The following is a 24,647-nucleotide window of genomic DNA, read 5'->3' as shown; positions in this document are numbered from 1 at the left end:
GGGGGGGGGGGGGGTGGGGGGGGGGGCGGGGGGGGGGGGGGGGGGGGGGGGGGGGCCGCCCCCCCCCCCCACGCGGGGCCGGGGGTTGCGGACTCCCACTTGTAGTTGCACGCCCCCACCCCCCTCCCCGGCCCTCCCCCCCAAGGGGGGAGGGAGAAAGAGGGGTCGTCGGCTCGGGCGAGGGGTGGTCGCGCATCGGGGTCACGCGGCCTGGGCGTCGGCGTGGTGCAGCCGGTGCGAGCCGGGGATGCCCCGCTTCGTCGTGCGGATGAACGCGACCAGCTCCCGGATCGCCGCGTGCTGGCCGAGGTCCGCCTCCATCTTCGCCACGGCCATCGACAGCAGCAGCCCGCCGCGGTACAGCACGTTGAACGCCTTCCGGACGGCCTGAATCTCGGCCGTCGGCATCCCGGCCCGCCGCATCCCGACGACGTTCACCCCGGCCGCCCGGTTCGGCGACTCCACGATCCAGAACGGCGGCACGTCCATCGACACGATCGCCAGCCCGCGGACGAGCGCCAGCCGGCCGACGCGGACGAATTGGTGGAGGCCGGCGTTCCCGGAGATGAGCGCCCGGTCGCCGACCTCGACGTGCCCGCCGAGCAGCGCGCTGTTCACCAGGATGGCGTGGCTGCCGACGACGCAGTCGTGCGCGACGTGGCTGCCGCACATGAAGTAGTTGTGGTCGCCGATGGTCGTCGTCCCGCGGCCGCCCGGCGTCCCGCGGTGGACGGTGACGTGTTCGCGGAACGTGTTGTGGCTGCCGATCGTCAGCGTCGTCGGCTCGTCGGCGTACCCGAGGTGCTGCGGCCGACCGCCGACGACGCAGCTGCTGCCGAAGTCGTTCCCCTCGCCGGCCGCGAGCGGGCCGAGCAGGTGGGCGTGCGGCCCGACGACGCACCCGGCCCCGAGGGTGACGGGGCCGTCGATGACGGCGTACGGGCCGACCCGCACGTCGGCGGCGAGGGCGGCGTCCGGCGAGATGATGGCCGTCGGGTGAATCGGCGGCGCGGCCGTGCGGCTCATGCGGAGTCCTTCCGGGGGCAGGAATGAGGGGAGAAGGGTAACGGATCGAACGGGAACGGGACAAGATGAATTGGCGGGCCGGAGGACGTGCGGGGGCGGGAGGTGAGACGCAGACTTCCGAAGTCCGGCTTCGACTTCGGAAGTCGATCCCGCGCGGCGGCGTCCGCGGCGCGGGCAAACGCCCCTCTTTCCCCCGACTTCCGAAGTCGAAGCCGGACTTCGGAAGTCTTGGCCCGCCCGGCACGGCTCGCGGCGAGGCGGGGAATACCGAACGCCTCACTTCTTCTCCGCCGGCTTCGCCGTCGTCGGCGGACCGGCCGGCTGCGGCGGGCCGTAAATCTGCATGTACGTCTCCTGCAACAGGCCCGCCGCGTTCTCCGGCGTCGTCAGGTAGTACACGTTGTCCACCACGGCCGGGGCCAGTTCGCACATGTCGCCGGCGATCTTCAGCACCGTCATCAGCCGCGTGTCGTTGACCGTCAGCGTCACCGGCTGGGCCATCTTCTCCTTCACGCGGGCGTCCACGACGATGTTCGCCCCGGTCTGCTCGCGGAGCTGGCTCACGAGGTCCGCCAGCGGCAGGTTGTCCGCCGCGACGCCGACGACCGGGCCGTGCAGCACCTCGGCCAGCGTCTTCTCGTCCACCACCTGCGGCGCGTCCGCCGTCACACTCGTCCGCCCCGGCGTGTGCAGCGGGACCGACCCGCGGCCGAGGATGATCTGGCCCCCCTTCACCCGCAGCCCGGTTTTCGCGCCCTGCTGGTCCGGGGCCGGCGCGACCTGGGCGAGCGCCTCTTCCAGGATGTCCCGGACCGTCAGGTTCTTCACGACCGGGATGTCGATCTTCTTCTCGTAAACGTTCTCGACGCCGAACTGCTTGAAGAACGCCACGTCCACGCGGATCGTCGTGCCGGTCTTCTCGCTCAGCATCATGAGCAAGTCCCGGAGCGTGAGGCCGGCGATTTCGGCGTTCCCCAGGTCGGCAACCTTGTCGAGTTCCATCGTCGTTTTCGCCGTGCGGCCCGCGCCGACGGACGTGACTTTCCCCCCCTCGGATGTTTGCCGCGGTTCCGCCGGCGGCTTCGCCGGGTCGGCCGCGGCCTTCGCCGCCGGCTTCTCCTGGGCGGTGGCGTAGAAGACGCCCGCCCCGGTGCCGCCGAGCAGCCCGAGGCAGAGGCCGACCGCCGCGAGCAGTTTGAACTTCGTCAGGGACATGATCGAGACTCCGTGCGCGAGGGACGTGACCGCCGGCGACAGGGCCGCGGCCGTGGAATCGGACAACGTCGAGAGCACGCCGCGGACGGTCGCGGCGATGAGCGATTGCACCGCCGGCGACGCCGCCAGCGGGAGGTCGAACAGCCGGTCGAGGGCGGCCACGCCCGCCAGCGTCACGCCGCGGCGGACGAGCTTCGCCGCGAGCCGCTTGCGGGCCGTGCTCAGCCGGGAATCGACCGTCCCGACCGGCACGCCGAGCGCCGCCGCGGCCTCCGCGTTCGTCTTCCCTTCGACGAGACAGAGGACGATGACCGTCCGGTACTTCTCCGGCAGGTTCGCCAGCTCCGCGTCCACGACGGCACGGTGTTCCTTGTCGATGGCGGGCGCGTCCGGCGGGTCGGTCATCGGAACGTCCTCCGGCGGCAACGACGCGGCGGCGCGGGCCAGCCGACCGCCCGCCTTCAGCGCCACGAGGTACGCCACCCGGTACAGCCAGCCGGGGACGGCGGCCGGGTTCGCGATCTTCGCCGCGTCGCGGGCGAACACCAGGAACGCGGCCTGGAACGCGTCGTCGGCGTCGGCCGTCGGCCCGAGCCGCCGGCGGCAGACGGCGTGGACCATCGGCCCGTGCCGCTGCACCAGCGCCTCGAACGCCGCCTCGTCCCGCGACGCCACGAATCGGGCGAGCAGTGCCGCGTCCGATTCCGCCGCCAGCGGGTTGAGGCGGCGGGCGAAACCGAGCCAGTGGCCGGGGGCCGGTAATCTCATCGCAGTCTCCCGAACCGTTGCCGTCAGGGTGATAGTTCCGTGAGAGTCCGCCGGGCTTCGAGAAATTCCCGACTAATTTTCCGTTTCGAACTACGTAGTCGTAAGGCCGGCGTCGCTTAGCAAGTGGCCCGAACCCGGAGCGGCGGCCAGCAGTGTAACGCGGGCGCAACGGGGGCGTTGAGGAAAAAGGTCAGACATCTTGACTGAGGACGCCGCCTTCGGGTAGAATCGGGGCAAGATTCGGGAAGGTCCGCGAAAATCCCGCGGATTTCCCGGCGAACTGCCAATGAGCGCGAACCCCGCCCGGTAGCTCGTCCTCAAAGTCTCATGGAAAATTCCTGTACGAAAACCCGCCCGAGCGGGCACTAAAGGGTACACCGAAAAAACTAGGTGAAACGCGGCTTTCGCGTCAACGAATCGGGGCCTACTGACGTATCGAAACTGTAACCCGACTGAGATAATCCCCCGCCTTTGTCGTCTAGTGTGTGAGTCGCGTGCATTCTGAGGCCGTCATGGACCGCTCGACAACCTCCAACAGTTCGCCCGAACTACTGGCCGTGCCAGACGTTCCGGCCGTTGGCGGGGGCGGAACCTGGCTGAACGCGCCGACCCTGCCGCACGTCGAGGCGGCCACCCACGCCACCTTGCCCAGCATCCCCGGCTTTGAGCTTCTGCGCGAACTCGGTCGCGGCGGGATGGGCGTCGTCTACCAGGCCCGCAACCTCGCCAATGGTCAGACGGTCGCGGTGAAGGTGCTGATCGCCGGGGCGCACGCCGGGGCGCTGGAACGCGAACGGTTCCGCCGCGAGATGTCGTCCGCGGCCCTGCAACACCCGAACATCGTCAAGCTGCTCAACGCCGGCGAGCACCACGGGCTGCCGTACATCGTCCTCGAGTACGTGGACGGCGGCACGCTCGCCGACCGGCTGACCGGCACGCCCTGGTCGCCGACCGCGGCCGTGAAGTTGGTGGCGCACCTGGCGAAGGCCGTGCAGTTCGCCCACGCCCGCGACATCATCCACCGCGACCTGAAGCCGGCGAACATCCTGTTCGCCGACGACGTGCCGAAGCTGACCGACTTCGGCCTGTCGAAGACGCTGGGGTTCACCGAGGGCGTCCGCCCCGTGACGGAAACCGGCGCGGTCCTCGGCACGCCGAGCTACATCTCGCCGGAGCAGGCGACCGGCGACAAGGAAGTCGGCCCGGCGTCCGACGTGTACTCGCTCGGCGCGATCCTGTACGAGCTGCTCACCGGCCGCCCGCCGTTCGACGGCAAGACGACGCTGGACATCGTGCTGAAGGTGCTGAACGACGCGCCGGTCGCGCCGACGCGGTTCGCCCCGGACCTGCCGACCGACCTGGAAGCGATCGTCCTGAAGTGCCTGCACAAGAACCCGGCGAAGCGGTACCTGTCGGCGACGGACCTGCTGGCCGACCTGCAGCGGTTCCTGGTGGGCGAGTCGGTGGTGGCCCGGCCGCCGTCCGTGAGCCGTCGGCTGCTGACGTGGTTCGGCCGCCGCCCGCGGCTGACGACCGCCGCCGCGACGACGGCCGTGATGCTGTTCCTGATGCTCGGCGTCGCCACCTACGCGGTGGCGAGCATCCGCGAGGCAACGGCCCGCGCCGAGGCCGCGGCGCTCGCCGCGGAGACGGCCCGGCTGGAGGCGGAGCGGGCGAAGGCGGAGGTCGAGTACGTCCGCGCGGTGGCCGACCAGGAGCACCGGCAGGCGCTGGAGTTGCGGGCGAAGTACGACCAACTGCGGCAGTTCCTCGAATCGTTCCGCCCCGGCAAGCTGGCGTGGGTGATCGAGTCGAAGAAGCCGACGCCGCCGCAGCCGATCTGCGTGGAAGCGTGCGAGGCCCCCGAGCCGCCGGCCCCGCAGCGGGCCGAGGCGATCCCGGCGCGGCATTTGAGCGAGAACCCGTCGCTGGTAAAGCTGCTGGCTGTTGTGTTGATGCACCTCGCGCGGTGATCGCCACTTGGCGAAACCGGCCCCACAACCCTATTGCGACGCCCCGGCCCGCCTTGCGGCCGTCAAGTCGTCGGCCGTGATCTCGCTCGCCGGGACGAGTCGGTAGTGCTTCTCGTCGCGGGCGCGGATCTCGCCGTCCACTTCGTCCAACGCGAACATGACGATGGTTTCCCCGGATTCGTCGCGCACGAATTGAACCGCGACCGGCCGCGGGATCAGGGATGGGTATCGCGACCGACAGACGCTTACCACGTTTGCCAGCAAGCGATTACTGACCCGCAACGTGCCCCCCGCAGTGAGTACGGGAATAACAAAATTTTCTCCGCTACGACCTTTCGCGATGTAGACGGCCGCGACTGATGGCCGCCCACGACCCGCTGGTTCCGCCTGCCGCTCGGACGCGCAGTACGCGGAGACGCCCAAAAACGTGTCAATCAGCCGGTTGTACCGGAGCGCGGCGAGGAGCCACGCTTCCACGCCCCACCCGCCGTCGGGAACGGGGTATGGCGAGAGATCGAATATCGCGTGCCGATACCGGCACTCGCTGGCCTTGATGCGGGTCGTGCGGGGTTTGCTCGTAGCGCTCACGGCGTACCGCCTTTCGGTTCATCCGTGGAAAAGGTTGATTTGCGTCTTCGGCAGTACCGAATGTGGAAGCATTTGGGCCAAACGGCCGGCCGGAACCCGTGAGAGTTCGTTCGGCTCCATTTTGTGAAGCCCCCCGCCGTACAACCGCCCCTCGGCCTTCAGCGACGCAACGCTCAGCTGTCGCAACCCGTCCCAAACGACGGCCGCGTGGCCGGGGGAGCGAGCGAGATACCGCGCCAGGGCAGGCTTCGGATACATCATCAGGTAAACGTTGGCGGCCGTGGCCCGCGAATGGTTCAAGATGAACCGGAACGGCGAGGTCGAGCGGCGGGTCGCGCGGCCCATGTACGTACACAAGAACGGGGTCGCGGGGCGGCGTTCTTGCGAGTACCACGGCGACCGCCGGCTGCACAGGAACCGGCGGTGGATGCCCTGTTCCACCCCCGATTCCAGATACCGCCACAGGTCGGGGCAGTCGCGGCGGATGTCCGCCTCTCGGCGGTCGGTATCCAGCAAGTATCGCGGGCCGGCCAACATCGGGTCGCCGTCCGGGTCGGCCAGGATTTCGTGGGACGCGAGTTCCCGCGGGCTGGGGAGAATCGGGCGGAGGTAGTCGCGGGGGATACCGAGTTCCGCCGCCCGCTCGCCCGTGAGGACGAAGAACTCGTTACACCCGGTCGCAAGCCCGCGCTTGATCGTGAAGAAATCGCCGAGGGTAAGGCCGATCTCACTTCCTTGAGGCTCCGTCGCGTGCGACAAGGTGGTCCACTTGTCGGCAGCTCCGAGGCTGCCGATGGGATGCTCCGCCGTCGAGGCGGGTCGGGTCAGTGTGCCACCGCCGGAGAACAGCACGCGATGGCCGTCGAATGGCTTCTGGTTCTTGAAAACGACGACCGCGGAGGAAACCAGCGCGTCGTCGAATTGAACGTCGGCCGATTCAAACCGATGGACCCGTAGGAGGGTGACGTTCTCCGAAAGGAATCGCTTGACCTGTGCCCCGTAGTTCACGTCCAGGAATTCGGTCGGAACGAGCCACGCCCCCACACCACCGGGGGCCATGACGGATTGGGAAAGAAGCAAAAAGTAACAGTAAAGGCCGCTCAACCCGTTGAGCCGTAGGCCCATTGACGCCTGGACCAATCCCTGTAACCGTTCCTTCGTTTCCCGCGGCAGGTGATGGTGGCGGACGTAGGGCGGGTTACACACGACCAGGTTGAACCGCCCCGCCGCCCCGGTGTCGCCGGCGTGGCGAGTGAAGTCGTCCAGCCGAAGGTCGAGCGGCGTACCCGTCCACAACTCCCGCGCCGGCGTCCCGTAATGAGGGTCGACCTCGAACCCGCTCGCGGCCTTCAGCTTTGATTCGGGAACCTGCCCGAGCAAGGCCGAGAAGAACGCCCCGGTCCCGAACGCCGGGTCGAGGAACCGAACGTCGGATCGGGGGGCGAGTTCGGCCAGCGCCAAAGCGACCAGTTCGTCCGCCAGGGTCGGCGGGGTGGCGAACTGGCCGAGGCGGTTCCGCTCGGCCGCCGTCTTTGCCGCGTCCAGGCGCGACTGGAGTTCTAATCGTGAACGCTCGAGTTGTTCCCGCCGAACACGGTTCATAGTCCGAACTCTGTCAGGTCGTCGATGCGGTGCTCCCAAGCCCAGTCGATCCCCTCGGCCGCTTCGTAGCCCAAGTAGCCGGTGTCAAAGTACCCGCACAGGAACAGGACGTACCGCACTTGGCTCCCGTACTTTCGGCGGAGTTGTTGGACTTTCGTGGCTTCTTCCTTCCGTCGCTTGTTCACGTTCGTGAAGTCGCCCGCCGATTTCGCCTCGATCATCAACGGCAAGGCCCCCGGCTGGGAGGTGGTCGGCTGAACAACTACGTCGACGGGTATGTTAACCGGGGTCGCGTCTTCTTTCATCCCGGCGACCGGCAACCGGAAGGCAAACATTCCCGGTTCCATCTCGTCCAACTTGATCCGCCCGCTGTGATCCGCGTAACCGCGGCCTTCGAGCCACGCCTTGATGACGCACAGTTGCCGTGTTTCCTGGGCGTTCCGCACGATCGGGTCGGCCTGCGACCCGCAAAGTCGGTCCGCCACGATCGTCGCGGCCCGCCGCACCTCGCCCTTGGTTGGTTTCGCACCGGTCGGCAACCAGTGGAAGATGTCCACGTCCGCCAGCTTGCCGAACAGCGCGGCGATTTTCCGGAGTTCGGTCTCGACTTGCCCCTCCCCCAAGCGGGCGGGAAGGATTCCGTCCTTCTCCATCGTCTCAACCAGGGACTTCTTGACCGACGCCAACCCGACGAGTCGATCACGGGCGAGCGGCGGGGCGGTGGACATTCGCAACGCCGGCAAGATGCCCGGATGCTCCCGCAACTCCGTCGGCGTCACGTTCGAGAGGTTCTGGGTCCGCCGCAACATCGCTTCCACGTCCTTGGTGACCCGGACGCGGGTTTCGCGGTACGTCCGCGGGGCGAAGTTCATGAACCAGTCGTTATAGAGGTCTACCGACTGGGCGATGTCTACCTTCCAGAGATGAGGTTTATCGAGGTTCACAGGCATCGGACGGACCCATTCCCGCGAGGCGAATTGGGGCGGCACTTTGAACAAACTATCAGATACGACCGGCCGATCCACTCGTTTCCTGCGCGGCCGTCGGTCGCGAAGGCACGATACCGTCCAATTTGAAGTGCTTGTGTGTACTGCCGGAGAGACCAAATAAGCATTCTACCCGTCGCGTCAACCCAGGTGGCGATTCCGCCACCGGGGGCCACCCGTGGCGGTGGCGGCGGTGGCGGTCTCGACCCGTCCTAGGGCTTTTTCCCGCGGTCGATGGGGATCACGTCCGCCTGGTGGCCCGGCGGGAACGGGTTCACCTCGCCGGTCGCCGCCCGGCCCTTCGGCGTCGTCGCGTTCAGGAAGTCCAGCGAGTGGTTCGACGTGCCCTTGCCGTCCGGGTGAACGAGCGTCCACTCCGCCTTCCGGTGGTACGGCCGCGCCCCGGCCTCGGCCACGTCCGTCACCTTCACCCGCACCTTGTACCCCTTCTGCAACAGGTCGGCCCACTGCCGCTCCAGCTCGTGCCACGTCCCGCCGCCGCGGTTCATGACCCAGTTCTGCAGCGACAGGTTCTTGGCGTCCCCCGGCGCGCCGAACTGGTTGCCGATCATGTGCCCGGCGTCGTCCCCGGTCCCGCCGGACACGCCCTTCTGCGCGGCCGAGCTGCGGTGCGTCATCACCTTGCCCGGCACGCCGAGCCACCCCTCGGCCGTCTTGATTTCCTTCCCGCCCTGCTTCACCGTCTTGAACGCGAACTGGCCGCTGATGTCCGGCAGCAGCTTCGCGACCGTCGCCGCGCCGCGGCCCTTGAGGAATTGGTCGATCAGAATCTTGATCCGGTCCAGGTAGGCGTTCGCGCCGGCGGGGAGCAGGTCCAGCCCCTGCTTCAGCTTGCGGAACGCCGGCAGCAGCGCGGCGGCCACCTTGTCCGACTGCTGGGCGAGGACGATCGCCTTCTCGACGCTCTTGAGGTAGCGGGGCAGCTTGCCGGCCTTCGCGAGGTCGCCGACGTACGGGACCATGCTGGCCCCGGAGATGATGGCGTCGAACCAGTTGCCGCGGGCGATGGAGAGGAGGGCGGACGCGCCGTCGGAGACGGGCGTGGGGTCGATGATGCCGGCGAGGTCGAGGGACAGGCCGACGAGGTCGAGGGCGAGCTCGCGGACCTGGGCGTCGGTCGTGTCGATGACGTGGCCGCCGGTGCCGTTGGGGTTCGGGCCGTGCGGCCCCGGCAGTTTCGCGGCCGGCGACGCCGGGGACGGCAGGAGGTTCTTGGTCGGTGGCATGGCGGGTGTCTCGCCGGGCGGGTCACTGGAAGTGGAGTACGTCGATGACCTGACCGGTTTCCTTCGAGACGGTCAGTTGGAACCCGCCGCCGCGGACGCGGCCCTTCGGGACGAACGCGTACACCCAGGTCTGCTCGGTCTCCGTGGCCTGGAGTTGCATCTCGTCCAGCAGCAACTTCTCGGCTTGCCGCTCGGCCGTACGGCGGGCCAGTGGTTCGGCGATCATGGTAACGTCCCCGGTTGGTCGAGAATGGCGGTACGCCCGCCCAGGCAGGATTCGCGGCCGTCGTTCCCGACACGGTACATGTTAATCGCCCCGATCACGAAACTGTCGCCGGGGTAATTCTCGGACCGAATGCCGGCGATGTCGCCGGGACAGGGCGACTCTTGCCACCGGCGTCCGCGTTCGTCGATCGCGGGGTTGGGGTGCGTGTGAAACTCGCCCACGACCGTATGCCCCTGATACCGGCCGTCCGCAGTGCGGGGCGGTGGCGCGATCCAAGCGCCCGCGCCGCGGGGCCACCGGACGGCGTCGTAACTGCCGTCCGCGAGCTGGGTGATGTAACCGCCTTCTTCGTGCCGGTGATCGGGGTCGTCGGGTTGCGAGTCGTCCCACGCCGCCCGCATGGCGGCCCGCACCCGTTCGGACGCGAGGGCGTCATCGGCCATGTCCGCCCTTACCGGTCTGTTTCGCGGCCGGCGACGCCGGGGACGGCAGGAGGTTCTGGGTCGGCGGCGCGGGACCGGCCCTCACTTCGCTTTGGTCGAAAGGACGGCCCGCTTGCCGCCCTTCACGGCCCGCTCGATCAGGTCGCGGGTCGCGGCCCGCACGGCCTGGAACTCCTTCGGGAACGGCTCGAAGAACGTCTTCGCCGTCTCCGCCCCGTCCCGGTTGACCGACCAGGTTTCCTTCAGCAACCCGGCGACCTGCGGGTCGGCCTCGGCCGGGTAGGGCTTCTTCAGCAGGTCGCCGGACAGGAGCGGCTTCACCACCGCCTCGGCGTCGGCCCGGCCGGCCGGGAGGGTGAACTGCTCGACCAGGAACGGCGGGTCGTACGCGGCGTCGTACTTCGACCGGTAGTACCGCACCTCCCCGGCCGGGGCGGCGTTCGGCCGCGGCGCGAGCGTCACCTCGATCACCTCGGACGTGTACCCCTCCGGGTCGCCGCCGCGGACGGCGTGCCGGACGGCGACCGGGGCGGCGAAGAACGCGGCCGGGTCGGCCGCGTACGCGGCGGCGAGGACGTTCAGCGCGGCCGCGGCGTCCGCGGCCGCGGCGGTCATGGCGGTCGGCGTCATTTCGTACACCCGTGGCTCTTCAAGACCTGTTGGAAGTGCTCCGGGTACGGGCCGGGGAACTTCCCGTCTTCCTTCCAGGTCGCGGACATAATGTTGTTCTTCTTCGACGGGTCGTTCTTCGTGTACGCCCCCGTCTTGGGGTCGTCGTGGTACTCGTCCGGCAGCCCGAGCGTGTGGCCGTACTCGTGGGCGATCCGCCGGCGGTCGGGCTGCATGGCGGCCGGCGTCTGGCTGCCCTTCCCCTTGCCCCACAGCGACTGGGACATCCGGGTCGTCGAGCCGTCCACCGTGATCTGGTCGTACCCGGCGGTCGGCGGGTCGGCCGCCGGCCGCACCTTCGTCTCGATCTCGGTAACGACGTCGTACTCCTGGCCGTCGATCGTCGTCTTCCCCTTCCAGGTGTCCTCGATCTCCTTCTTGGCGTAGTCGGCGTACTTCTGGTCCGCGTCCGGGCCGCTGTACTCCATCTTCGTCTTGATCGTGACCTTCTTGTTCGCCCGATCGACCTGGACGGTCGTGCTGCCGCCGTTGCCGGACGGCGTCGGGGTGCCGCACGAGTTCGGGCACGTGGACGTGCTGCCCGGCGTCGTGGCGGCCGCCGGGGTCGTGCTCGGCTTCTTGGATTTGCCCCCCTTCGGCACGGCCTCACCCTCGCTTCAGGTCCGCCAGCCCGTCGGACAGGTACGCCAGGAACCGGGTCGCCAACCGCTCCGCCCGCTGCGGCGGCGGCTGCCCGGCCGTGTCCCGGAGGTGCTTCGCCACCCACGGGAACTGCGGGTCGGTCAGGACGCCGGCCCCGAACGCGACCATGAGGGCCGCGACCACCCGGCCGCCGGCCGCGGCCGGCAGCTGGGCCGCGACGGCCGCCGGCCCCGCGCGGGCCACCACCGCCGCCGCCGCGGCCGGCGGGGCCACCTTCTCCGGGTACACGTCCGCGAGCAGCCGCCGGGTGGCCGCCTCGGACGGGTCGCCGCCCAGCCAGTCCTCCACCGGCCGGGCGACGAGCCGCTCGATCGCCGCGGCCTCGATCTCCTCGTGCTCGCCCACGACGGCCTTCCGGTACGCCATCGCGACCTCGTGGATGGCGTCCGCGCGGGCGAGTTCGTCGAACCAGTCCCGCCGGCCGAACTCCCGCCCGGCCCACGGGACGAGCGGGTCGGCGTGGAACTCGTGCCCGAACAGGACCTGGCACTCGACGTAGAACCGCAGCGACCCGCGGAGCCGGAACCCGTACTTGTTGGCGTTCCGCACGCCGGACCGGATCAGCGTTCGCAGCCCGTCGTCCCCGACCCCGGCCGCGTGCTTCGGGGAAAATTCCTTCAGATGGGCGACCAACTCGTCCTCGAAGTCCTGGCGGGCCTTCCGCTCGAACGCCTCGAACTGTTCCGGCCGGATCTGGATCATTCGAGCAGCCCCACCTTCTTCCAGTCCCGGTAGTTCGCGGCGAACTCGGACAGCTCCGCGTCGTCGGCGCTCTCCACGAGGTACCGGTCGATCGGGCCGACGAACGCCGCCGCCTCGGCGGCCGTACACGTCGGGAAGTACGTCCGCAGCACCCGCGGGTCGTAGTACCGGAAGCAGACCTGGCGGCCGTCCGGCAGCTTCGCCAGCAGGAACTGCCGCAGGTGGCGGCGGACCTCCTTGAACGGCAGCCGGCACGTCAGGTAGACGCCCCAGCTCTTGCCCCACCCGTCGCGGACGAGCTGCTCCAGCAGCGGCTTGTCGGGCGGCAGCTTCACCAGCCACGGGCCGAACGCGGACAGCTCCTCGCCCTGCTCGCCGTCGTACAGGCTGGCGTGCTCCTCGCCGGACGCCTTCAGCCGGGCGATCACGGTCGGCTCGCGGGCCGCGTCCAGGACGGCGTACAGGTTCGCCTGCGTCCGCAGGTACGCCAGCACGTTCCGGTGGATGTCGGACAGGGCCGCGGGCGGGAACTCGTCCACGACCGGCAGCGACCGGGCGACCGGGGCCGCCCGCTCGGCCGGGCCGGGGGTGTCGCCGGCCGGGTCGGCCGTGTGGGTCGGCGTCGCCCGCACGTCGCCGAGGAGTTGCACGCCGAAGACGGTCCGGCCGGCGCGAATCTCGTCGCCGTCGCGGAGGGCGGCCTCCGTCACCCGGCGGCCGTTCACCTCCGTCCCGAACCGGCTGCCGAGGTCCTTGAGCAGGCACACGTCGCCGTCGCACAGGACGCTGAAGTGCTGGTTCGAGAGCATCGGGTCGTCGGCCACCCGCACGTCGGCCGGGGCCTGCCGGCCGACGAGGCGCGGCCCCCCCGACGGCACGGGAATCCGCTTCCCGGCCTCGTCCCCGGATCGCACTACCAGCGTCAGTTCCATGCCGCACTCATACCCGGTCCGACGGCCCGCCCGGAAGGCGAGCCGGTGTCACGCGGCGGGGGCCGCTTGCTTCGCGCAGATTTCGCAGAACGGCGCGCCGGTCTGGGCGGCCGCGATCATCCCGGCCCCGGTCGTGCCGGGGGCCCCCGGCTTACCCATGCCGACCACGCCGATCATGACCGTCGGGAACCCCATCACGATGACCCCGCCGTGGACGGTCGGGTCGCCCAGCCGGGCGGCCATCATGTTGCCGATGAGCACCGTCGGGCTGCCCATGGCGATGGCGTCCGGCGGGCCGACGCACGTGGCCATGTCCCCCTGGCGGGCGGCCGGCATGAAGCCGATCAGGACCGTCGGGCAGCCCGGCGGCAGGATCGGGCCGCCGACGTGCGGAACGATACCGGTGACCATCGGGCAGACGTGCGGGTCGCCGACGCGGGCGGCGGGGGGCATCGGGGTACTCCGGTACGGGTTAGGTGTTCGACTTCTCGCCGGTCTTGGAGTAGTCGGCGTCCGTCGGCTTGGTCGGGTTGGCGTCGGCCGCGTCGGCCGCGTCGGCCGCGGCCTGCGGGGTGGCCGGCTTCGCCCCGGACCCGCTCCCCGCCGCCCCGCCGCTGTTGATGAGCACCATCAGCCCCTGGATCGTCACCCCGCTCGGGCCGATGTCCACGAACCCGCCGGGGCCGACCAGCGAAATCTGCATCGCCTCCAGGACGACCTTCATCCCGGCCTTCAGGTGGATCTCCATCCCGGCGTCCACCGCGTGCTTCATCCCGGCCTTCAACTGGTGGTCCTGGCCGACGGTCAAAGACACGGACCCGCCGACCTTCTCCCGCCGGTCGCCGCCGACCGTCAGGTCGGCCCCGGCGTCCACCGAGACCGTCTGCTGGCCGGTGACGTGCAGGTCGTAGGTCTGGTCGAACTTCTCCTTGACCGCCTCCTTGACGTGGAGGTCGGAGGTCTTGTCGATCAACTCCAGCTTGCGGTCCTTGATGTGAACGTCCACCCGGCCGGGGCCGTCCACCCCGCCGACGAGCAGCTTCGAGTTGCCGCCGACGTGCTCGTCCTTGTTGCCGTGGACCTTCAGGTGCTGGTTGACGGCCACCTCCTCGAACTGGCTGCCCTGCTTCTTCTCGCCGCTCACGTCCCCCTTGTGGTCGTTGGGCAGGTAGAACCCGACGCGGAGGTGGCGGTTGTTGCCGACCCGCTCGAGGCTGTCGTTCCGCACCCGCTCGTCCATGTTCCGCTGGGCGTGGACGTACACCTGTTCCTTGCTCGCCTTGTCCTCGAACCGGATCTCGTTGTACCCGACGCCGCCGGGGGACGAGTTCGTGCGGACGTAGCTCTTGGTCCGCTCGTCCGGCAGCTTGTACATCGGCATCTGGTCCGGGTTGTACACGCACCCGACGCAGATCGGCTGGTCCGGGTCGCCTTCCAGGAAGTCGATGAGGACCTCCTGCCCGACCCGCGGGATGGACAGGCTGCCCCAGTGCCGCCCGGCCGAGGCGTGCGCCACCCGGACCCAGCAGGAACTCTGGGCGTTCTTACTTTGAAGCCGGTCCCAGTGGAACTGGACCTTGATCCGGCCGTACTTGTCGGTGAAGATTTCCTCCCCGGCCGGGCCGACGACGACGGCCGACTGCGACCCGGACACGACCGGCTTGGCGGCCGTCCGCGGCGGGCGGAACGGCAACGCCGACGGCAGCGCGGTGAACGTGTTCGCGTAGTGGAACCCCTCGCCGTCCGTCGCCCCGGACCCGGACCGGTACGTCGCCGGGACGCGGCAGGTGTGCTGGAGGGTCGTGAGGACGTACTCGCCCTCGCCCTTGAGCGGCGTCGCGACCGGGTCGGTCGGGAGCGTGGCGAGGGTGAACTTGTACCCGGTGGCGAAGTTCCGGACCGACCCGGCCCCCTGCACCCGGACGGCCGTCGCCGCCTCCTGCTGCATCCGCAGGTCCACCGTCCGCTTCCCGTCCGGGCTGACCTTCGCCACCTCGGCCGGCTGCTCCCCGCCGGCCGGGTCGATCCCGTCGAACCGCTGGGCGTACTCGCCCGGCCAGTCGTAGACCTCCAGCTTGGCGCTGTCCCCGACCTTCAACTTGTGGGCCACCTGGCCGACCTTGACCGCGTCGGTGATCAGCTTCTCGGCCGCGTGGTTGTCGTGGCGGCCGTTGGCGGCCATCTCGAACGTGTGGTCCCAGAGGAGGAACTTGCCGGCCGTCTGCTCCTGGACCTTCATCACCTCGGCGACGTAGTCGTCCTCCCCGGACGCGGCCATGTTCACGTTCTTGTACACGACCGGCGACTTGCCGGGGACGACCTCGTGGGCCTGCGGCGTGTCCGCCACCACCATCGTGTGCTTGCCGTCCGCGTGCTTGAAGAAGTAGAAGAGCCCTTCCTCTTCCATCAGCCGGCAGGCGAAGTTGAAGTCCGTCTCCCGGTACTGGGCGCAGAAGTCCCGCGGCTCGTACTTCCCGGCGAGTTGCTGTTCCGCGTTCGCGTCCGCCAGCACCTCCTTGAGGATTTGCGGGACCGTCTTCTGTTGGAAGATGCGGCTCTGGGACCTCTTGGTCAGCGTCCAGAGCTTCGGCACGACCTCCAGTTGGTAGTCGGTGAAGTCGTTGTCGCTCTCCCCCTGGGCGGCGCGGACGCAGACGCCGTTGAAGAACCGCATCTTCTTGCCCGGCGTCTCGAGCGCGACGGTGATCGACTGGCCGACCAGCCCGTCGAGCGGGACGCCGGTTCCGCGGGCGGCCTTCGCGTCGATCGTGTACCGGAACAGCTGCGACAGCCCCTCGTGGCCGTAGAACCCAACGGCCAACAGCACGTCCTTCCCCAAGGGGGTCGCGATCTGCAGCGGTCGGCCCGTTTGGGTGTATGTCTGAGGCATGCCCGACTCGTTGGGGGAACGTGATCCGGTTGGCGTCGTCGGCACTACGACTCGGCCGCAACCTCGTATTGCTCAGGCGGTGAGATTGTAACCGGAGTACGGGCGCGAGCAAGCCGCCGGATTCATGCAATCGGCGAAACCGGCACAACCGGGAAGTTTGGCGTGACCGAAATACCCTTCAAGATCGGTAAGCCCGCTAGTCGAGTAATTCCCCGTGGAGTTGGTACGACCGGCAAACCCGCGAGAGTCGGCGGGTCGTGGCTCCGCAACAACCCAGGCAAGAGCGGCAGACCTCGGGGGATCGGGGTCGGCCCGGCCGGTTTTAACCTGAGTAGAGGGTGAGCCATGAGAGCCGCCAAACTGCTGATGTCCGCGGCCGCGTCGGCCGTCCTGGCCGGGACCGCCGACGCCCAGTTCCTCCGCCCCGCCGCGCCGGTGCCCGGCGGGCTAACGTCCGCCCCGGCCGCCGTCCTCAACGGCGTCGCCCCGCCCCCGCCCCTGGGCGTCGGCGTCGGCCCGGGGGCGCAACTGCCCGGCAGCATGAACACCATCTGGTCCCGGCTCGGCATCTCGCAGGAGCAGCGCGAGTTCTGCCGCCGCAAGATTTGCCGCACCCCGGCCGGCCAACTCCTCGGCCGCATCCAGGCCCCGATCTCGACCCTGTCCGGCGGCATCATCCCGCCGTTCTGCCCGGTCGTGCCGAGCATCGCCGAACTCATGGACCCCGGCGCGATCGGGGCGGCGTCGAAGGCGAAGCTCGACCGCGCCGGCGCGGAAGAACGCATCAAGGCCGTGAAGTACCTCGGCACGCTCGACTGCCACTACTGGCCGGAGGCCGAGGACGCGCTGATCGGCGCGCTCCGCGGCGACCGTAACGAGTGCGTCCGGTACGAGGCGGCCGTCGCCCTGGCCCGCGGCTGCTGCTGCACGTGCAAGGTGATCGTGGCGCTCAGCCACGTCGTCTCGTGCAGCGACAAGGACGGGTTCCCCTACGAGAAGTCGGCCCGCGTGCGGGCGGTGGCGGCGCACGCCCTGGACCGGTGCATGTCCAGCCCGTGCCTGCAGTGCAACGACCTCCCGTGCCTGCCGGGCGTGGACGCGGTCGAGACGACCACCGAGAAGAAGGACGGCACGAAGCTCGAGCAGGGCAAGGACAAGAAGGACGACAAGAAGGACGACGAGAACAAGGACAAGAAGTCGCACAAGCTCGGCGACCCGGAGTACCCGCAGGAGTACTACGCGAAGGTGGCCCGGATGTCGCGGGCGAAGCTCAACGACTTCGGCCAGAAGGCGCTGGAGATCGGCGCGACGATCGGCTACCAGGTGGTCGGCGACGTGAACGCCCGCGACTACGCGGCGGCCGGGCTGAACACCAGCCGGGACGGGCAGTCGGTCGGCGCGAAGCCGAGCACGATCTGGGAACTGATGACGTGGAAGGACTCCGGGGCGGCGATCGGCAACCCGCTGATGGGACCGCCGGCGGCGTACTCCGGCGTGGCGACGCCGCCGAACCCGAACCTCGTGCCGGCCCGGCAGGTCGTGCAGCCGATCCCGGCGTTCGTGCCGAGCGGCACGATGCCCCCCGCGGTGACGGCGAGCCGCCCGCGGGTGTCGGCCCCGCCGGTGCAGGAGACGCTGGTGCCCGTGCCGGCCGTGTCGCTGCCGTCGGCGACGGCCGCCCCGAAGCCGCTGCCGCAACCGCTGACCGTGCCGACGCTCGCCCCGGCGAAGGCCGCGCCGCCCGCGGCGGTTCCCGCGAAGCCGATCGTCGTCGCCCCGCAACCGACGCCGAAGCCGGTGGTGATGACGCCGCTGCCGGCCCCGGTCCCCGCGAAGCCGGTCGTCATGACCCCGCCGACCCCGATGCCGATGCCGACCCCGAAGCCGGCCGTGGCTTCGACCCCCGCCCCCGCGCCGCGGCCGGTGGCGGTGACGCCGGCCCCGCAGAAGTTCCCGGCCGTGATGCAGCCGACGATGGCCGCCCCGACCGCCGCGGCCCCCGCGATCGTGCCGCCGAAGGCGGAACCGAAGCCCGTCCCGGTGGCGACGGCCCCGGCCCTGCCGCCGGTGGAGAAGGTCGTGCCGACGGTAGACGTGCCGGTCGAGAAGCTGGTCCCCGCGGCGGGCGTGCCGGACGTGCCGGTCGAGAAGATCGCCCCGCAAGCCGACCTGCCGCCGGTTGAGAAGTTCGCGCCGGGCAAGTAAGCTGGACGCAATCCGCCACTCCGCCCGCGGGCCGCACGCCCGCGGGTGCGAGCGTTTCCAGCCACGAGTTTCACCATGCTCCGCGCGTTCGTCCTCGTCCTATTCGCGGCCCCGGCGTTCGCGGCCGAACCCGTCCGCCACGAGTGGAAGGTCGGCGACGCCACCCGCGAGGGGTTGGTCGTCGTCCCGGAGAAGAAGTCATCGGCCGCCCCGGTCGTGTTCGTGTTCCACGGGCACGGCGGCACGGCCAAGAACGCCGCCCGCACGTTCGACATCCAGAAGCACTGGCCGGAGGCGGCCTGCGTCTACCTGCAAGGATTGCCCACGCCCGGCAAGCTAACCGACCCCGAGGGCAAGAAGAACGGCTGGCAGCACGCCGCCGGCGACCAGGGGGACCGCGATCTGAAGTTCTTCGACGCCGTCCTCGCGTGGCTCAAGAAAGAACACAAAATCGACGAGAAGCGCATCTACTCGACCGGCCACTCGAACGGCGGCGGGTTCACGTACCTGTTGTGGGCGAAGCGGGGCGACGTGTTCGCGGCCGTCGCCCCGTCCGCCGCGGCCGGCGCGGGCCGCCACCAGAAGGACCTGAAGCCGCTGCCGGTCATGCACCTCGCCGGGGAGAAGGACGACCTGGTGAAGTTCGAGTGGCAGAAGGCGACGATGGACGTGCTCAAGAAGGTGAACGGGTGCGATGGCGAAGGCAAGCCGTGGCAGACGAGGTACACGCAATACACGTCGAAGGCCGGCCCGCCGGTGGTGACGTTCATCCACCCCGGCACGCACGCCTTCCCGGCCGACGCCCCGCCGGTGATCGTGAAATTCTTCCAGGAACACGCGAAGAAGTAAGTATATATAGCCGCCGGTTTACCGGCGGGGCGGCCGATTCCGACCCCGTCGGTAAACCGGCGGCTATATGAAACCGGTTGCATTTCCCCCCCGGTTCGGGGTATCCTGTCCCTTCGACTAAACCCGTTCGCCTTCTCCCTCGTCCTATTCCGGGTTGCATCGGCTTCCGGCCGGTACGTAGAATGCAGTAGCTCCCGACTGCACGGATTGGCAATCCGACCGATCACTTATCTCGGCCCACTCTCATCGGACAGCACCGAGGTCGAGACGCGGCTTCGATCGTTGAATCATCCCCCGCCCGCGGGCGGGTTGAAAACGAGGAAACAAAATGGCCACGGCTACGGCAATCCTGGACACCCTCCGCACGCAGATCGACACGACCGACTTCCAGAAGCTCCACTGGGAAGGCGGCTTCGCGGACTACCTGGACATCGTCCTGAAGACGCCCGGCGTCACCCGCACCGCGTACCAGCGGCTGTACGACATGATCCTGTCCCACGGGACCGAGGACGTGTACGAGAACAAGGAGAAGCAAACTCGGTTCAAGTTCTTCACCGAGTTCGCGACCAAGCACGCCGACGGCATCTACGGCCTCGACCGGCGGATCAACCAACTCGTCAACACGTTCAAGTCCGCCGCCCTCGGGTACGGCACGGAGCGCCGCGTCATCCTCCTGCACGGGCCGGTCGGCAGTGCCAAATCCACCATCGCCCGCCTCCTGAAACGCGGCCTGGAGGAGTACTCCCGGACCGACGGCGGGATGCTGTTCAGCTTCGCGTGGAAGAACGCCGACGGGACGTGGGTGAAGGACCCGATGCACGGCGAGCCGCTGCAACTCGTGCCGGAGGAGCACCGGGCCGCCATCCTCGCGCAGCTGAACGCCGACTGCACGAAGCCGTACCCGTATGAGATTCGCATCAAGGGCGACCTGTCCCCGTTCAGCCGGTACGAGTTCAAGACCCGGCTGCCGAAGTACAACGGCGACTGGACGAAGATGCTCGCCGAGGAGGTGAAAGTCTACCGCCTCGTGCTGTCCGAGAAGGACCGCATCGGCATCGGCACGTTCCAGCCGAAGGACGAGAAGAACCAGGACTCGACGGAACTGACCGGCGACATCAACTACCGAAAGATCGCCGAGTACGGCAGCGACTCCGACCCGCGGGCGTTCAACTTCGACGGCGAACTGAACATCGCCAACCGCGGCATCGTCGAGTTCATCGAAGTCCTGAAGCTCGACGTGGCGTTCCTCTACGACCTGCTCGGGGCGTCGCAGGAGCACAAGATTAAGCCGAAGAAGTTCGCCCAGACGGACATCGACGAGGTGATCCTCGGCCACACCAACGAGCCGGAGTACAAGCGGCTCCAGAACAACGAGTTCATGGAGGCGTTGCGGGACCGGACGGTGAAGATCGACGTGCCCTACGTGACGCGGCTGAAGGACGAGGTGCGGATTTACGAGAAGGACTTTAACACCGAGCGCGTGCGGGGCAAGCACATCGCCCCGCACACGATCGAGGTGGCCGCGATGTGGGCCGTCCTCACCCGGCTGAACCCGCCGAAGCACGCCGGCCTGAGCCTGATGCAGAAGCTGAAGCTGTACAACGGCAAGACGCTCCCCGGCTTCACCGAGGACAACGTCATCGAGCTGAAGCGGGACGCGGTGAACGAGGGGATGACCGGCATCAGCCCGCGGTACATCCAGGACAAGATTTCCAACGCCCTCGTCGCGCACCCGGACGAGGACAACATCAACCCGTTCATGGTGATGAAGGAGCTGGAGGACGGCCTCCGCCACCACTCGCTCATCAAGGACGAGGACCAGTACCGGTACTACAAGGAGCTGCTCGCCGTCGTCCGGGAGGAGTACGAGGACGTGGTGAAGAACGAGGTCCAGCGGGCGATCGCGGCCGACGACGAGGCGCTGGCGAAGCTGTGCGGCAACTACATCGACAACGTGAAGGCGTACACCCAGCGGGAGAAGGTCCGCGACCGGTACACCGGCAACTACGTCGAGCCGGACGAGCGGCTGATGCGGTCGGTCGAGGAGAAGATCGACATCCCGGACGGCCGGAAGGACGACTTCCGCCGGGAGATCATGAACTACATCGGCGCGCTGGCCATCGACGGCAAGAAGTTCGACTACCGCACCAACGAGCGGCTGCAGAAAGCGCTCGAGCTGAAGCTGTTCGAGGACCAGAAGGACTCGATCAAGCTGAGCACGATCGTGTCGAACGTGGTGGACAAGGCGACGCAGGAGAAGATCGACGTGGTGAAGTCGCGGCTGATCCGCAACTACGGGTACAACGAGTCGAGCGCGACGGACGTGCTGAACTTCGTGGCGAGCATTTTCGCCCGCGGCCAGACGAAGAAGTAAGGGGGCGACGATGCCGGAACTGACGCTGGAGAGCCTCGCCGCCCGCGTGGCGGCGCTGGAGAAGCAACTCGCCGAGCAGAAGGCCCCGCCGCAGAAGAAGGACTGGCGGCGGACGATCGGGATGTTCGCGGGCAACGAGTTCATCAAGGAACTCGACGCCGAGGTCGCGGCCATGCGGGAGGCGGAGCGGGAGGCCGCCCGCCGCGGGGAATCGACGGAATGATCCTTCTCGACACCGACCACCTCAGCGTTCTGCGGGGCGACCCGAGCGAGCGGCAGGCCCGGCTCAACGCCCGGTTGGACGCGGTCGTCGGCGAGGAAGTCGGGACGACGGTGATTACCCTCGAAGAGCAAATGCGCGGATGGCTGGCCACCATCGCCAAGGAGCGGCAGACGGTGCGGCTGATCCGCCCATACGACGAACTCGCGGCGTTGGTCGAGTTCTTTGCGGATTGGCTCGTCGTCCGGTTCGACCGACCGGCGGCCGCCCTGTTCGACACGTACAACCGCATTCGGATCAGCGCCTCGGATCGCAAGATTGCCGCCGTCACGGTAGCACGGGACGCCTTGCTACTGACCGCCAACCGCCGCGACTTCGAGCAGATTCCGGGCCTGCGGTTCGCCAACTCGCTGGACTGATCCGGCCCGGCGGGTATACTTCCAACACGACACAGCCCCGTGCGGCGTGCGAAAGGGTGGGGGCCTGACCGACTTGAAGGCGTGAACCTGGTCAGGTCGGAAGAAGCAGCCATAAGCGCCGGAGGGTGCGGCTCAGGGCACCCCCACTCTTTCGGACGCCGGACGGAGGACATCACCGAAAGCCCGCGGACGTTCATCCGCGGGCTTTTCTCTTACCCTCCCGCCCCATGCGAACACTTCTCGTCTTGCTCCTCCTCCCGTTCGCGCTCGCCGCCGAACCGTGTCGCGTGAACGTGATCGACAAGGATAACAAGTGGCCGGTCCCGCTCGTCGAGCTGCGGACGACCGGCGAGCAGCGGTTCGTCTCGGACAACGCCGGGGTCATCGCCCTCGATTCGCCGGACCTGATGGGCCGCGAGTCGTGGTTCACCGTGATCGGCCACGGGTACGAGGTCCCGAAGGACGGGTTCGGCTACCGCGGCGTCAACCTCACGCCCGTGCCGGGGAAGACGCTCACGGTCGAGGTCACGCGGACGAACATCGCGAAACGGGTCGGCCGGCTCACCGGCGGCGGGCTGTTCGCGGAGGCGCAAAAGTGCGGCGAGGCGAAGGACTGGAAGGATTCCGACATCGTGGGCTGCGACTCGGTGCAGACGGCCGTACTCGGCGACCGCCGCCTCTGGTTGTGGGGCGACACGACGCTGCCCGGCTACCCGCTCGGCGTCTTCGACATGCTCGGCGCGACAACGCCGCTGCACCCGTTCGAGAAAATCGAGCCGCCGCTCCGCCCGAAATTCGACTACCTTCGGCTGAACTCCGGCCAGGTCCGCGGCGTGGCGCAGATGCCGGGCAAAGGGCCGACGTGGGTGTTCGGCGTCGCCACCGTGCCGGACGAGTACAAGCGGCAGCGGCTGGTCGGCACGTACACGAAGATCCGCAACCACCTGGAGGTTTACGAGGCCGGGCTGTGCGTGTGGCAAGAGCGGATGATGGCGTTCGACAAGCTGAAGGTCGTCTGGGAGAAGCAAGGGAAGGAGAAGCCGCCGCCGATACCCGACGGCCACGCCGCGGCGTGGACGGACGCCGACGGCAAGGCGTGGCTGTTGTTCGGCAACCCGCTGCCGCACCTGAAGTGCCCGGCCACGTTCGAGGGCTGGTCGGACCCGAAGCAGTGGGTAACGCTGAAGCCGCCGGCGGAGCTGGCCGGCGCGGGCGGCGAAAAAGTCGTGCCGCACACGGGGTCGGTGGCGTTCCACCCGTGGCGGAAGAAGTGGGTGACGGTGTTCGCGCAGAAGTTCGGCACGTCGAACTTCGGCGAGCTGTGGTACGCGGAGGCCGCCTCGCCGCTCGGCCCGTGGGGGCCGGCCGTGAAGGTGCTGACGCACGAGAACTACACGTTCTACAACCCGAAGGTCCACATCGACTTCGCGGCGAAGGACTCGCCGGCGTTGATCTTCGAGGGGACGTACACGGCCGAGTTCGCGAACCACGTCGCCCCGACGCCGCGGCACAACTACAACCAGGTGCTGTACCGCCTCGACCTCGACGACCCGCGGCTGGCGAAGGCGAAGGAGTGATCGCAATGGCGAGCGTCACGTGCCGGGGAACCCGTCACTCGAAGCGTGGCCCAGGTTCTCCGGCCTGAAAGGCCATAACACGTCAGCCCAGGGGCAACGCCCTGGGTACGCTGCCACCCCACGCCACAAGCCCTGAAAGGGCGAAACAAGGCCCTCAATCCCACACATACCGCTCGTCATACCCGACGTGGTGTCGCTTCAAGAACAACCGAAACTCGCCCTTGAAAGAACATTTCGCGTGGTGCTCTTCCTGCGTCTCGATGTACTTGCTGACCGCCTCCACGTTCGACTCGCTCACGGAGAACGCCCCGTACCCGGCCTGCCAGTAGAAGGACCGAAACGCCGGACCCTTTGACTTCAACCACTTCGACGACGCCTTCTTCACTTCCTCGATCACTTTCGCGAGAGCGTGGTTCTTCGAGAGTTGAAACAGGACGTGAACGTGGTCGGCGACGCCGCCGATGACGACGGCCGGGCTGTGCCATTGTTTCAGGACGCCGGCCTTGAAGGCGAACAGGTCTTGCCGCACTTCCGGCGTGAGGAACGGCGTCCGATCTTTGGTGCTGTAGATGAGGTGGACGAGGTTCTTGGCGAGCGATTGCGACATGGTGTTGCCCTCTCGTGGGGAATCGGCGCGGAGGCGTCTACCGTACCATGATTGGCGGCTAAGAGGGGAAGGTTTGTTTCGCCCTTTCAGGGCTTGGCGCTGGGTAGTCCGTTTACCCAGGGCGTTGCCCTGGGCTGACATGTTGCGCCCCTTCGGGGCAAAATGCATGGAACAGTTACGGGGTTTGGTCGCCGAGGTCATACAGCGGTATTGCCCAAAGCGATTGGCCCGAACCGCTCGGTCGGCAATGTCTTTGGCCTGAAAGGCCGCAACATGTCAGCCCAGGGCAACGCTCTGGGTAGACGCCCACCCCCGTCCCAAGCCCTGAAAGGGCGGCACGCTATTCCTTCCCCAGCACGAGGTCCACGACCCAGCAGCCGCGGACGTGCGGGCCGTCGCCGCGGCAGTGGCCGAGGATCGCGGCGTCCTCGCACCCGGCGTCCTGCAGCGCGTCCGCCAGGATCGG

The 24,647-nt window shown here is 68.4% G+C and carries 21 protein-coding genes, 1 other RNA gene and 1 pseudogene; 8 read left to right on the top strand and 15 right to left on the bottom strand.

The window, feature by feature from the left end; translation table 11 throughout:
- Window positions 1–201: 201 nt before the first annotated feature.
- Together lpxA and AC5JJ2_RS21350 are read right to left on the bottom strand one after the other, a co-directional pair.
- Entirely contained in the window at window positions 202–1,026 is an 825-nt protein-coding gene (lpxA, locus tag AC5JJ2_RS21355; protein ID WP_495860059.1) for an acyl-ACP--UDP-N-acetylglucosamine O-acyltransferase, read from the bottom strand.
- Between the two features lie 276 nt (window positions 1,027–1,302).
- Window positions 1,303–3,009, bottom strand: coding sequence for an RNA polymerase sigma factor (locus AC5JJ2_RS21350; protein WP_495860058.1), 1,707 nt, complete (start codon window positions 3,007–3,009; stop codon window positions 1,303–1,305).
- Window positions 3,010–3,521: 512 nt separating this feature from the next.
- Between AC5JJ2_RS21350 and AC5JJ2_RS21345 the strand changes: the two genes are divergently transcribed.
- Window positions 3,522–4,982, top strand: coding sequence for a serine/threonine-protein kinase (locus AC5JJ2_RS21345; RefSeq protein WP_495860057.1), 1,461 nt, complete (start codon window positions 3,522–3,524; stop codon window positions 4,980–4,982).
- A 30-nt stretch (window positions 4,983–5,012) separates the two neighbouring features.
- Here AC5JJ2_RS21345 and AC5JJ2_RS21340 read toward each other — a convergent pair whose 3' ends face one another.
- From AC5JJ2_RS21340 to AC5JJ2_RS21285, 12 genes and pseudogenes are all read right to left on the bottom strand, one after another.
- Window positions 5,013–5,141, bottom strand: coding sequence for a hypothetical protein (locus AC5JJ2_RS21340; RefSeq protein ID WP_495860056.1), 129 nt, complete (start codon window positions 5,139–5,141; stop codon window positions 5,013–5,015).
- Between the two features lie 447 nt (window positions 5,142–5,588).
- Window positions 5,589–7,172, bottom strand: a complete 1,584-nt coding sequence (locus tag AC5JJ2_RS21335; protein WP_495860055.1) for an Eco57I restriction-modification methylase domain-containing protein — start codon at window positions 7,170–7,172, stop codon at window positions 5,589–5,591.
- Window positions 7,169–8,122, bottom strand: coding sequence for a XamI family restriction endonuclease (locus AC5JJ2_RS21330; RefSeq protein ID WP_495860054.1), 954 nt, complete (start codon window positions 8,120–8,122; stop codon window positions 7,169–7,171). The genes AC5JJ2_RS21335 and AC5JJ2_RS21330 overlap by 4 nt, the downstream gene beginning before the upstream one ends.
- Window positions 8,123–8,370: 248 nt before the next feature.
- Window positions 8,371–9,405: a DNA/RNA non-specific endonuclease gene (locus AC5JJ2_RS21325; RefSeq protein ID WP_495860053.1), complete on the bottom strand. Its 1,035-nt coding sequence runs from the start codon at window positions 9,403–9,405 to the stop codon at window positions 8,371–8,373.
- A gap of 22 nt (window positions 9,406–9,427) precedes the next feature.
- Complete coding sequence (locus tag AC5JJ2_RS21320; protein ID WP_495860052.1) at window positions 9,428–9,631, bottom strand: hypothetical protein; 204 nt, start codon at window positions 9,629–9,631, stop codon at window positions 9,428–9,430.
- Window positions 9,628–10,074, bottom strand: a complete 447-nt coding sequence (locus AC5JJ2_RS21315; protein ID WP_495860051.1) for a hypothetical protein — start codon at window positions 10,072–10,074, stop codon at window positions 9,628–9,630. Before AC5JJ2_RS21315 ends, AC5JJ2_RS21320 begins: the two co-directional genes overlap by 4 nt.
- Window positions 10,075–10,155: 81 nt before the next feature.
- Window positions 10,156–10,704 (bottom strand): hypothetical protein, encoded by a 549-nt coding sequence (locus AC5JJ2_RS21310; protein ID WP_495860050.1) that lies wholly within the window; start codon window positions 10,702–10,704, stop codon window positions 10,156–10,158.
- Complete coding sequence (locus tag AC5JJ2_RS21305) at window positions 10,701–11,345, bottom strand: immune inhibitor A domain-containing protein (protein WP_495860049.1); 645 nt, start codon at window positions 11,343–11,345, stop codon at window positions 10,701–10,703. The genes AC5JJ2_RS21310 and AC5JJ2_RS21305 overlap by 4 nt, the downstream gene beginning before the upstream one ends.
- A gap of 4 nt (window positions 11,346–11,349) precedes the next feature.
- On the bottom strand, window positions 11,350–12,108 hold the full coding sequence (locus AC5JJ2_RS21300; protein ID WP_495860048.1) for a hypothetical protein: 759 nt from the start codon (window positions 12,106–12,108) through the stop codon (window positions 11,350–11,352).
- Window positions 12,105–13,040: a DUF4123 domain-containing protein gene (locus tag AC5JJ2_RS21295; protein ID WP_495860047.1), complete on the bottom strand. Its 936-nt coding sequence runs from the start codon at window positions 13,038–13,040 to the stop codon at window positions 12,105–12,107. Before AC5JJ2_RS21295 ends, AC5JJ2_RS21300 begins: the two co-directional genes overlap by 4 nt.
- 168 nt (window positions 13,041–13,208) lie before the next feature.
- A pseudogene (locus AC5JJ2_RS21290) lies at window positions 13,209–13,493 on the bottom strand (PAAR domain-containing protein); the annotation flags it as partial.
- Between the two features lie 19 nt (window positions 13,494–13,512).
- On the bottom strand, window positions 13,513–15,930 hold the full coding sequence (locus AC5JJ2_RS21285; protein WP_495860046.1) for a type VI secretion system Vgr family protein: 2,418 nt from the start codon (window positions 15,928–15,930) through the stop codon (window positions 13,513–13,515).
- A 345-nt stretch (window positions 15,931–16,275) separates the two neighbouring features.
- Between AC5JJ2_RS21285 and AC5JJ2_RS21280 the strand changes: the two genes are divergently transcribed.
- From AC5JJ2_RS21280 to AC5JJ2_RS21250, 7 genes are all read left to right on the top strand, one after another.
- Window positions 16,276–18,135, top strand: coding sequence for a hypothetical protein (locus AC5JJ2_RS21280; RefSeq protein ID WP_495860045.1), 1,860 nt, complete (start codon window positions 16,276–16,278; stop codon window positions 18,133–18,135).
- Window positions 18,136–18,210: 75 nt separating this feature from the next.
- A complete protein-coding gene (locus AC5JJ2_RS21275) occupies window positions 18,211–18,984 on the top strand; it encodes a CE1 family esterase (protein ID WP_495860044.1) in 774 nt (257 codons plus the stop codon).
- Window positions 18,985–19,312: 328 nt separating this feature from the next.
- Entirely contained in the window at window positions 19,313–21,358 is a 2,046-nt protein-coding gene (locus tag AC5JJ2_RS21270; protein WP_495860043.1) for a PrkA family serine protein kinase, read from the top strand.
- Between the two features lie 10 nt (window positions 21,359–21,368).
- The gene (locus tag AC5JJ2_RS21265; RefSeq protein ID WP_495860042.1) at window positions 21,369–21,581 is read left to right on the top strand and encodes a hypothetical protein; all 213 of its coding nucleotides are present in this window, start codon (window positions 21,369–21,371) and stop codon (window positions 21,579–21,581) included.
- Complete coding sequence (locus tag AC5JJ2_RS21260; protein WP_495860041.1) at window positions 21,578–21,997, top strand: type II toxin-antitoxin system VapC family toxin; 420 nt, start codon at window positions 21,578–21,580, stop codon at window positions 21,995–21,997. The genes AC5JJ2_RS21265 and AC5JJ2_RS21260 overlap by 4 nt, the downstream gene beginning before the upstream one ends.
- Before the next feature lie 55 nt (window positions 21,998–22,052).
- Window positions 22,053–22,148: signal recognition particle sRNA small type (ffs, locus tag AC5JJ2_RS21255), an RNA gene on the top strand.
- Window positions 22,149–22,224: 76 nt separating this feature from the next.
- Window positions 22,225–23,574, top strand: coding sequence for a hypothetical protein (locus AC5JJ2_RS21250; protein ID WP_495860040.1), 1,350 nt, complete (start codon window positions 22,225–22,227; stop codon window positions 23,572–23,574).
- A 154-nt stretch (window positions 23,575–23,728) separates the two neighbouring features.
- Here the strand turns inward: AC5JJ2_RS21250 and tnpA are convergent, their stop codons facing one another.
- Complete coding sequence (gene tnpA / locus AC5JJ2_RS21245; protein ID WP_495860039.1) at window positions 23,729–24,181, bottom strand: IS200/IS605 family transposase; 453 nt, start codon at window positions 24,179–24,181, stop codon at window positions 23,729–23,731.
- Between the last annotated feature and the right edge of the window lie 466 nt (window positions 24,182–24,647).

The sequence above is a fragment of the Limnoglobus sp. genome, from assembly GCF_059499385.1.
This window is presented reverse-complemented; position numbering and strand designations above follow the sequence as displayed.

Excerpts from the sequence above, each read along its gene's own strand:
- lpxA (WP_495860059.1), bottom strand. The coding sequence starts at position 1,026 with ATGAGCCGCACGGCCGCGCCGCCGATTCACCCGACGGCCATCATCTCG.
- AC5JJ2_RS21350 (WP_495860058.1), bottom strand. The coding sequence starts at position 3,009 with ATGAGATTACCGGCCCCCGGCCACTGGCTCGGTTTCGCCCGCCGCCTC.
- AC5JJ2_RS21345 (WP_495860057.1), top strand. The coding sequence starts at position 3,522 with ATGGACCGCTCGACAACCTCCAACAGTTCGCCCGAACTACTGGCCGTG.
- AC5JJ2_RS21340 (WP_495860056.1), bottom strand. The coding sequence starts at position 5,141 with ATGTTCGCGTTGGACGAAGTGGACGGCGAGATCCGCGCCCGCGACGAG.
- AC5JJ2_RS21335 (WP_495860055.1), bottom strand. The coding sequence starts at position 7,172 with ATGAACCGTGTTCGGCGGGAACAACTCGAGCGTTCACGATTAGAACTC.
- AC5JJ2_RS21330 (WP_495860054.1), bottom strand. The coding sequence starts at position 8,122 with ATGCCTGTGAACCTCGATAAACCTCATCTCTGGAAGGTAGACATCGCC.
- AC5JJ2_RS21325 (WP_495860053.1), bottom strand. The coding sequence starts at position 9,405 with ATGCCACCGACCAAGAACCTCCTGCCGTCCCCGGCGTCGCCGGCCGCG.
- AC5JJ2_RS21320 (WP_495860052.1), bottom strand. The coding sequence starts at position 9,631 with ATGATCGCCGAACCACTGGCCCGCCGTACGGCCGAGCGGCAAGCCGAG.
- AC5JJ2_RS21315 (WP_495860051.1), bottom strand. The coding sequence starts at position 10,074 with ATGGCCGATGACGCCCTCGCGTCCGAACGGGTGCGGGCCGCCATGCGG.
- AC5JJ2_RS21310 (WP_495860050.1), bottom strand. The coding sequence starts at position 10,704 with ATGACGCCGACCGCCATGACCGCCGCGGCCGCGGACGCCGCGGCCGCG.
- AC5JJ2_RS21300 (WP_495860048.1), bottom strand. The coding sequence starts at position 12,108 with ATGATCCAGATCCGGCCGGAACAGTTCGAGGCGTTCGAGCGGAAGGCC.
- AC5JJ2_RS21295 (WP_495860047.1), bottom strand. The coding sequence starts at position 13,040 with ATGGAACTGACGCTGGTAGTGCGATCCGGGGACGAGGCCGGGAAGCGG.
- AC5JJ2_RS21285 (WP_495860046.1), bottom strand. The coding sequence starts at position 15,930 with ATGCCTCAGACATACACCCAAACGGGCCGACCGCTGCAGATCGCGACC.
- AC5JJ2_RS21280 (WP_495860045.1), top strand. The coding sequence starts at position 16,276 with ATGAGAGCCGCCAAACTGCTGATGTCCGCGGCCGCGTCGGCCGTCCTG.
- AC5JJ2_RS21275 (WP_495860044.1), top strand. The coding sequence starts at position 18,211 with ATGCTCCGCGCGTTCGTCCTCGTCCTATTCGCGGCCCCGGCGTTCGCG.
- AC5JJ2_RS21270 (WP_495860043.1), top strand. The coding sequence starts at position 19,313 with ATGGCCACGGCTACGGCAATCCTGGACACCCTCCGCACGCAGATCGAC.
- AC5JJ2_RS21265 (WP_495860042.1), top strand. The coding sequence starts at position 21,369 with ATGCCGGAACTGACGCTGGAGAGCCTCGCCGCCCGCGTGGCGGCGCTG.
- AC5JJ2_RS21260 (WP_495860041.1), top strand. The coding sequence starts at position 21,578 with ATGATCCTTCTCGACACCGACCACCTCAGCGTTCTGCGGGGCGACCCG.
- AC5JJ2_RS21250 (WP_495860040.1), top strand. The coding sequence starts at position 22,225 with ATGCGAACACTTCTCGTCTTGCTCCTCCTCCCGTTCGCGCTCGCCGCC.
- tnpA (WP_495860039.1), bottom strand. The coding sequence starts at position 24,181 with ATGTCGCAATCGCTCGCCAAGAACCTCGTCCACCTCATCTACAGCACC.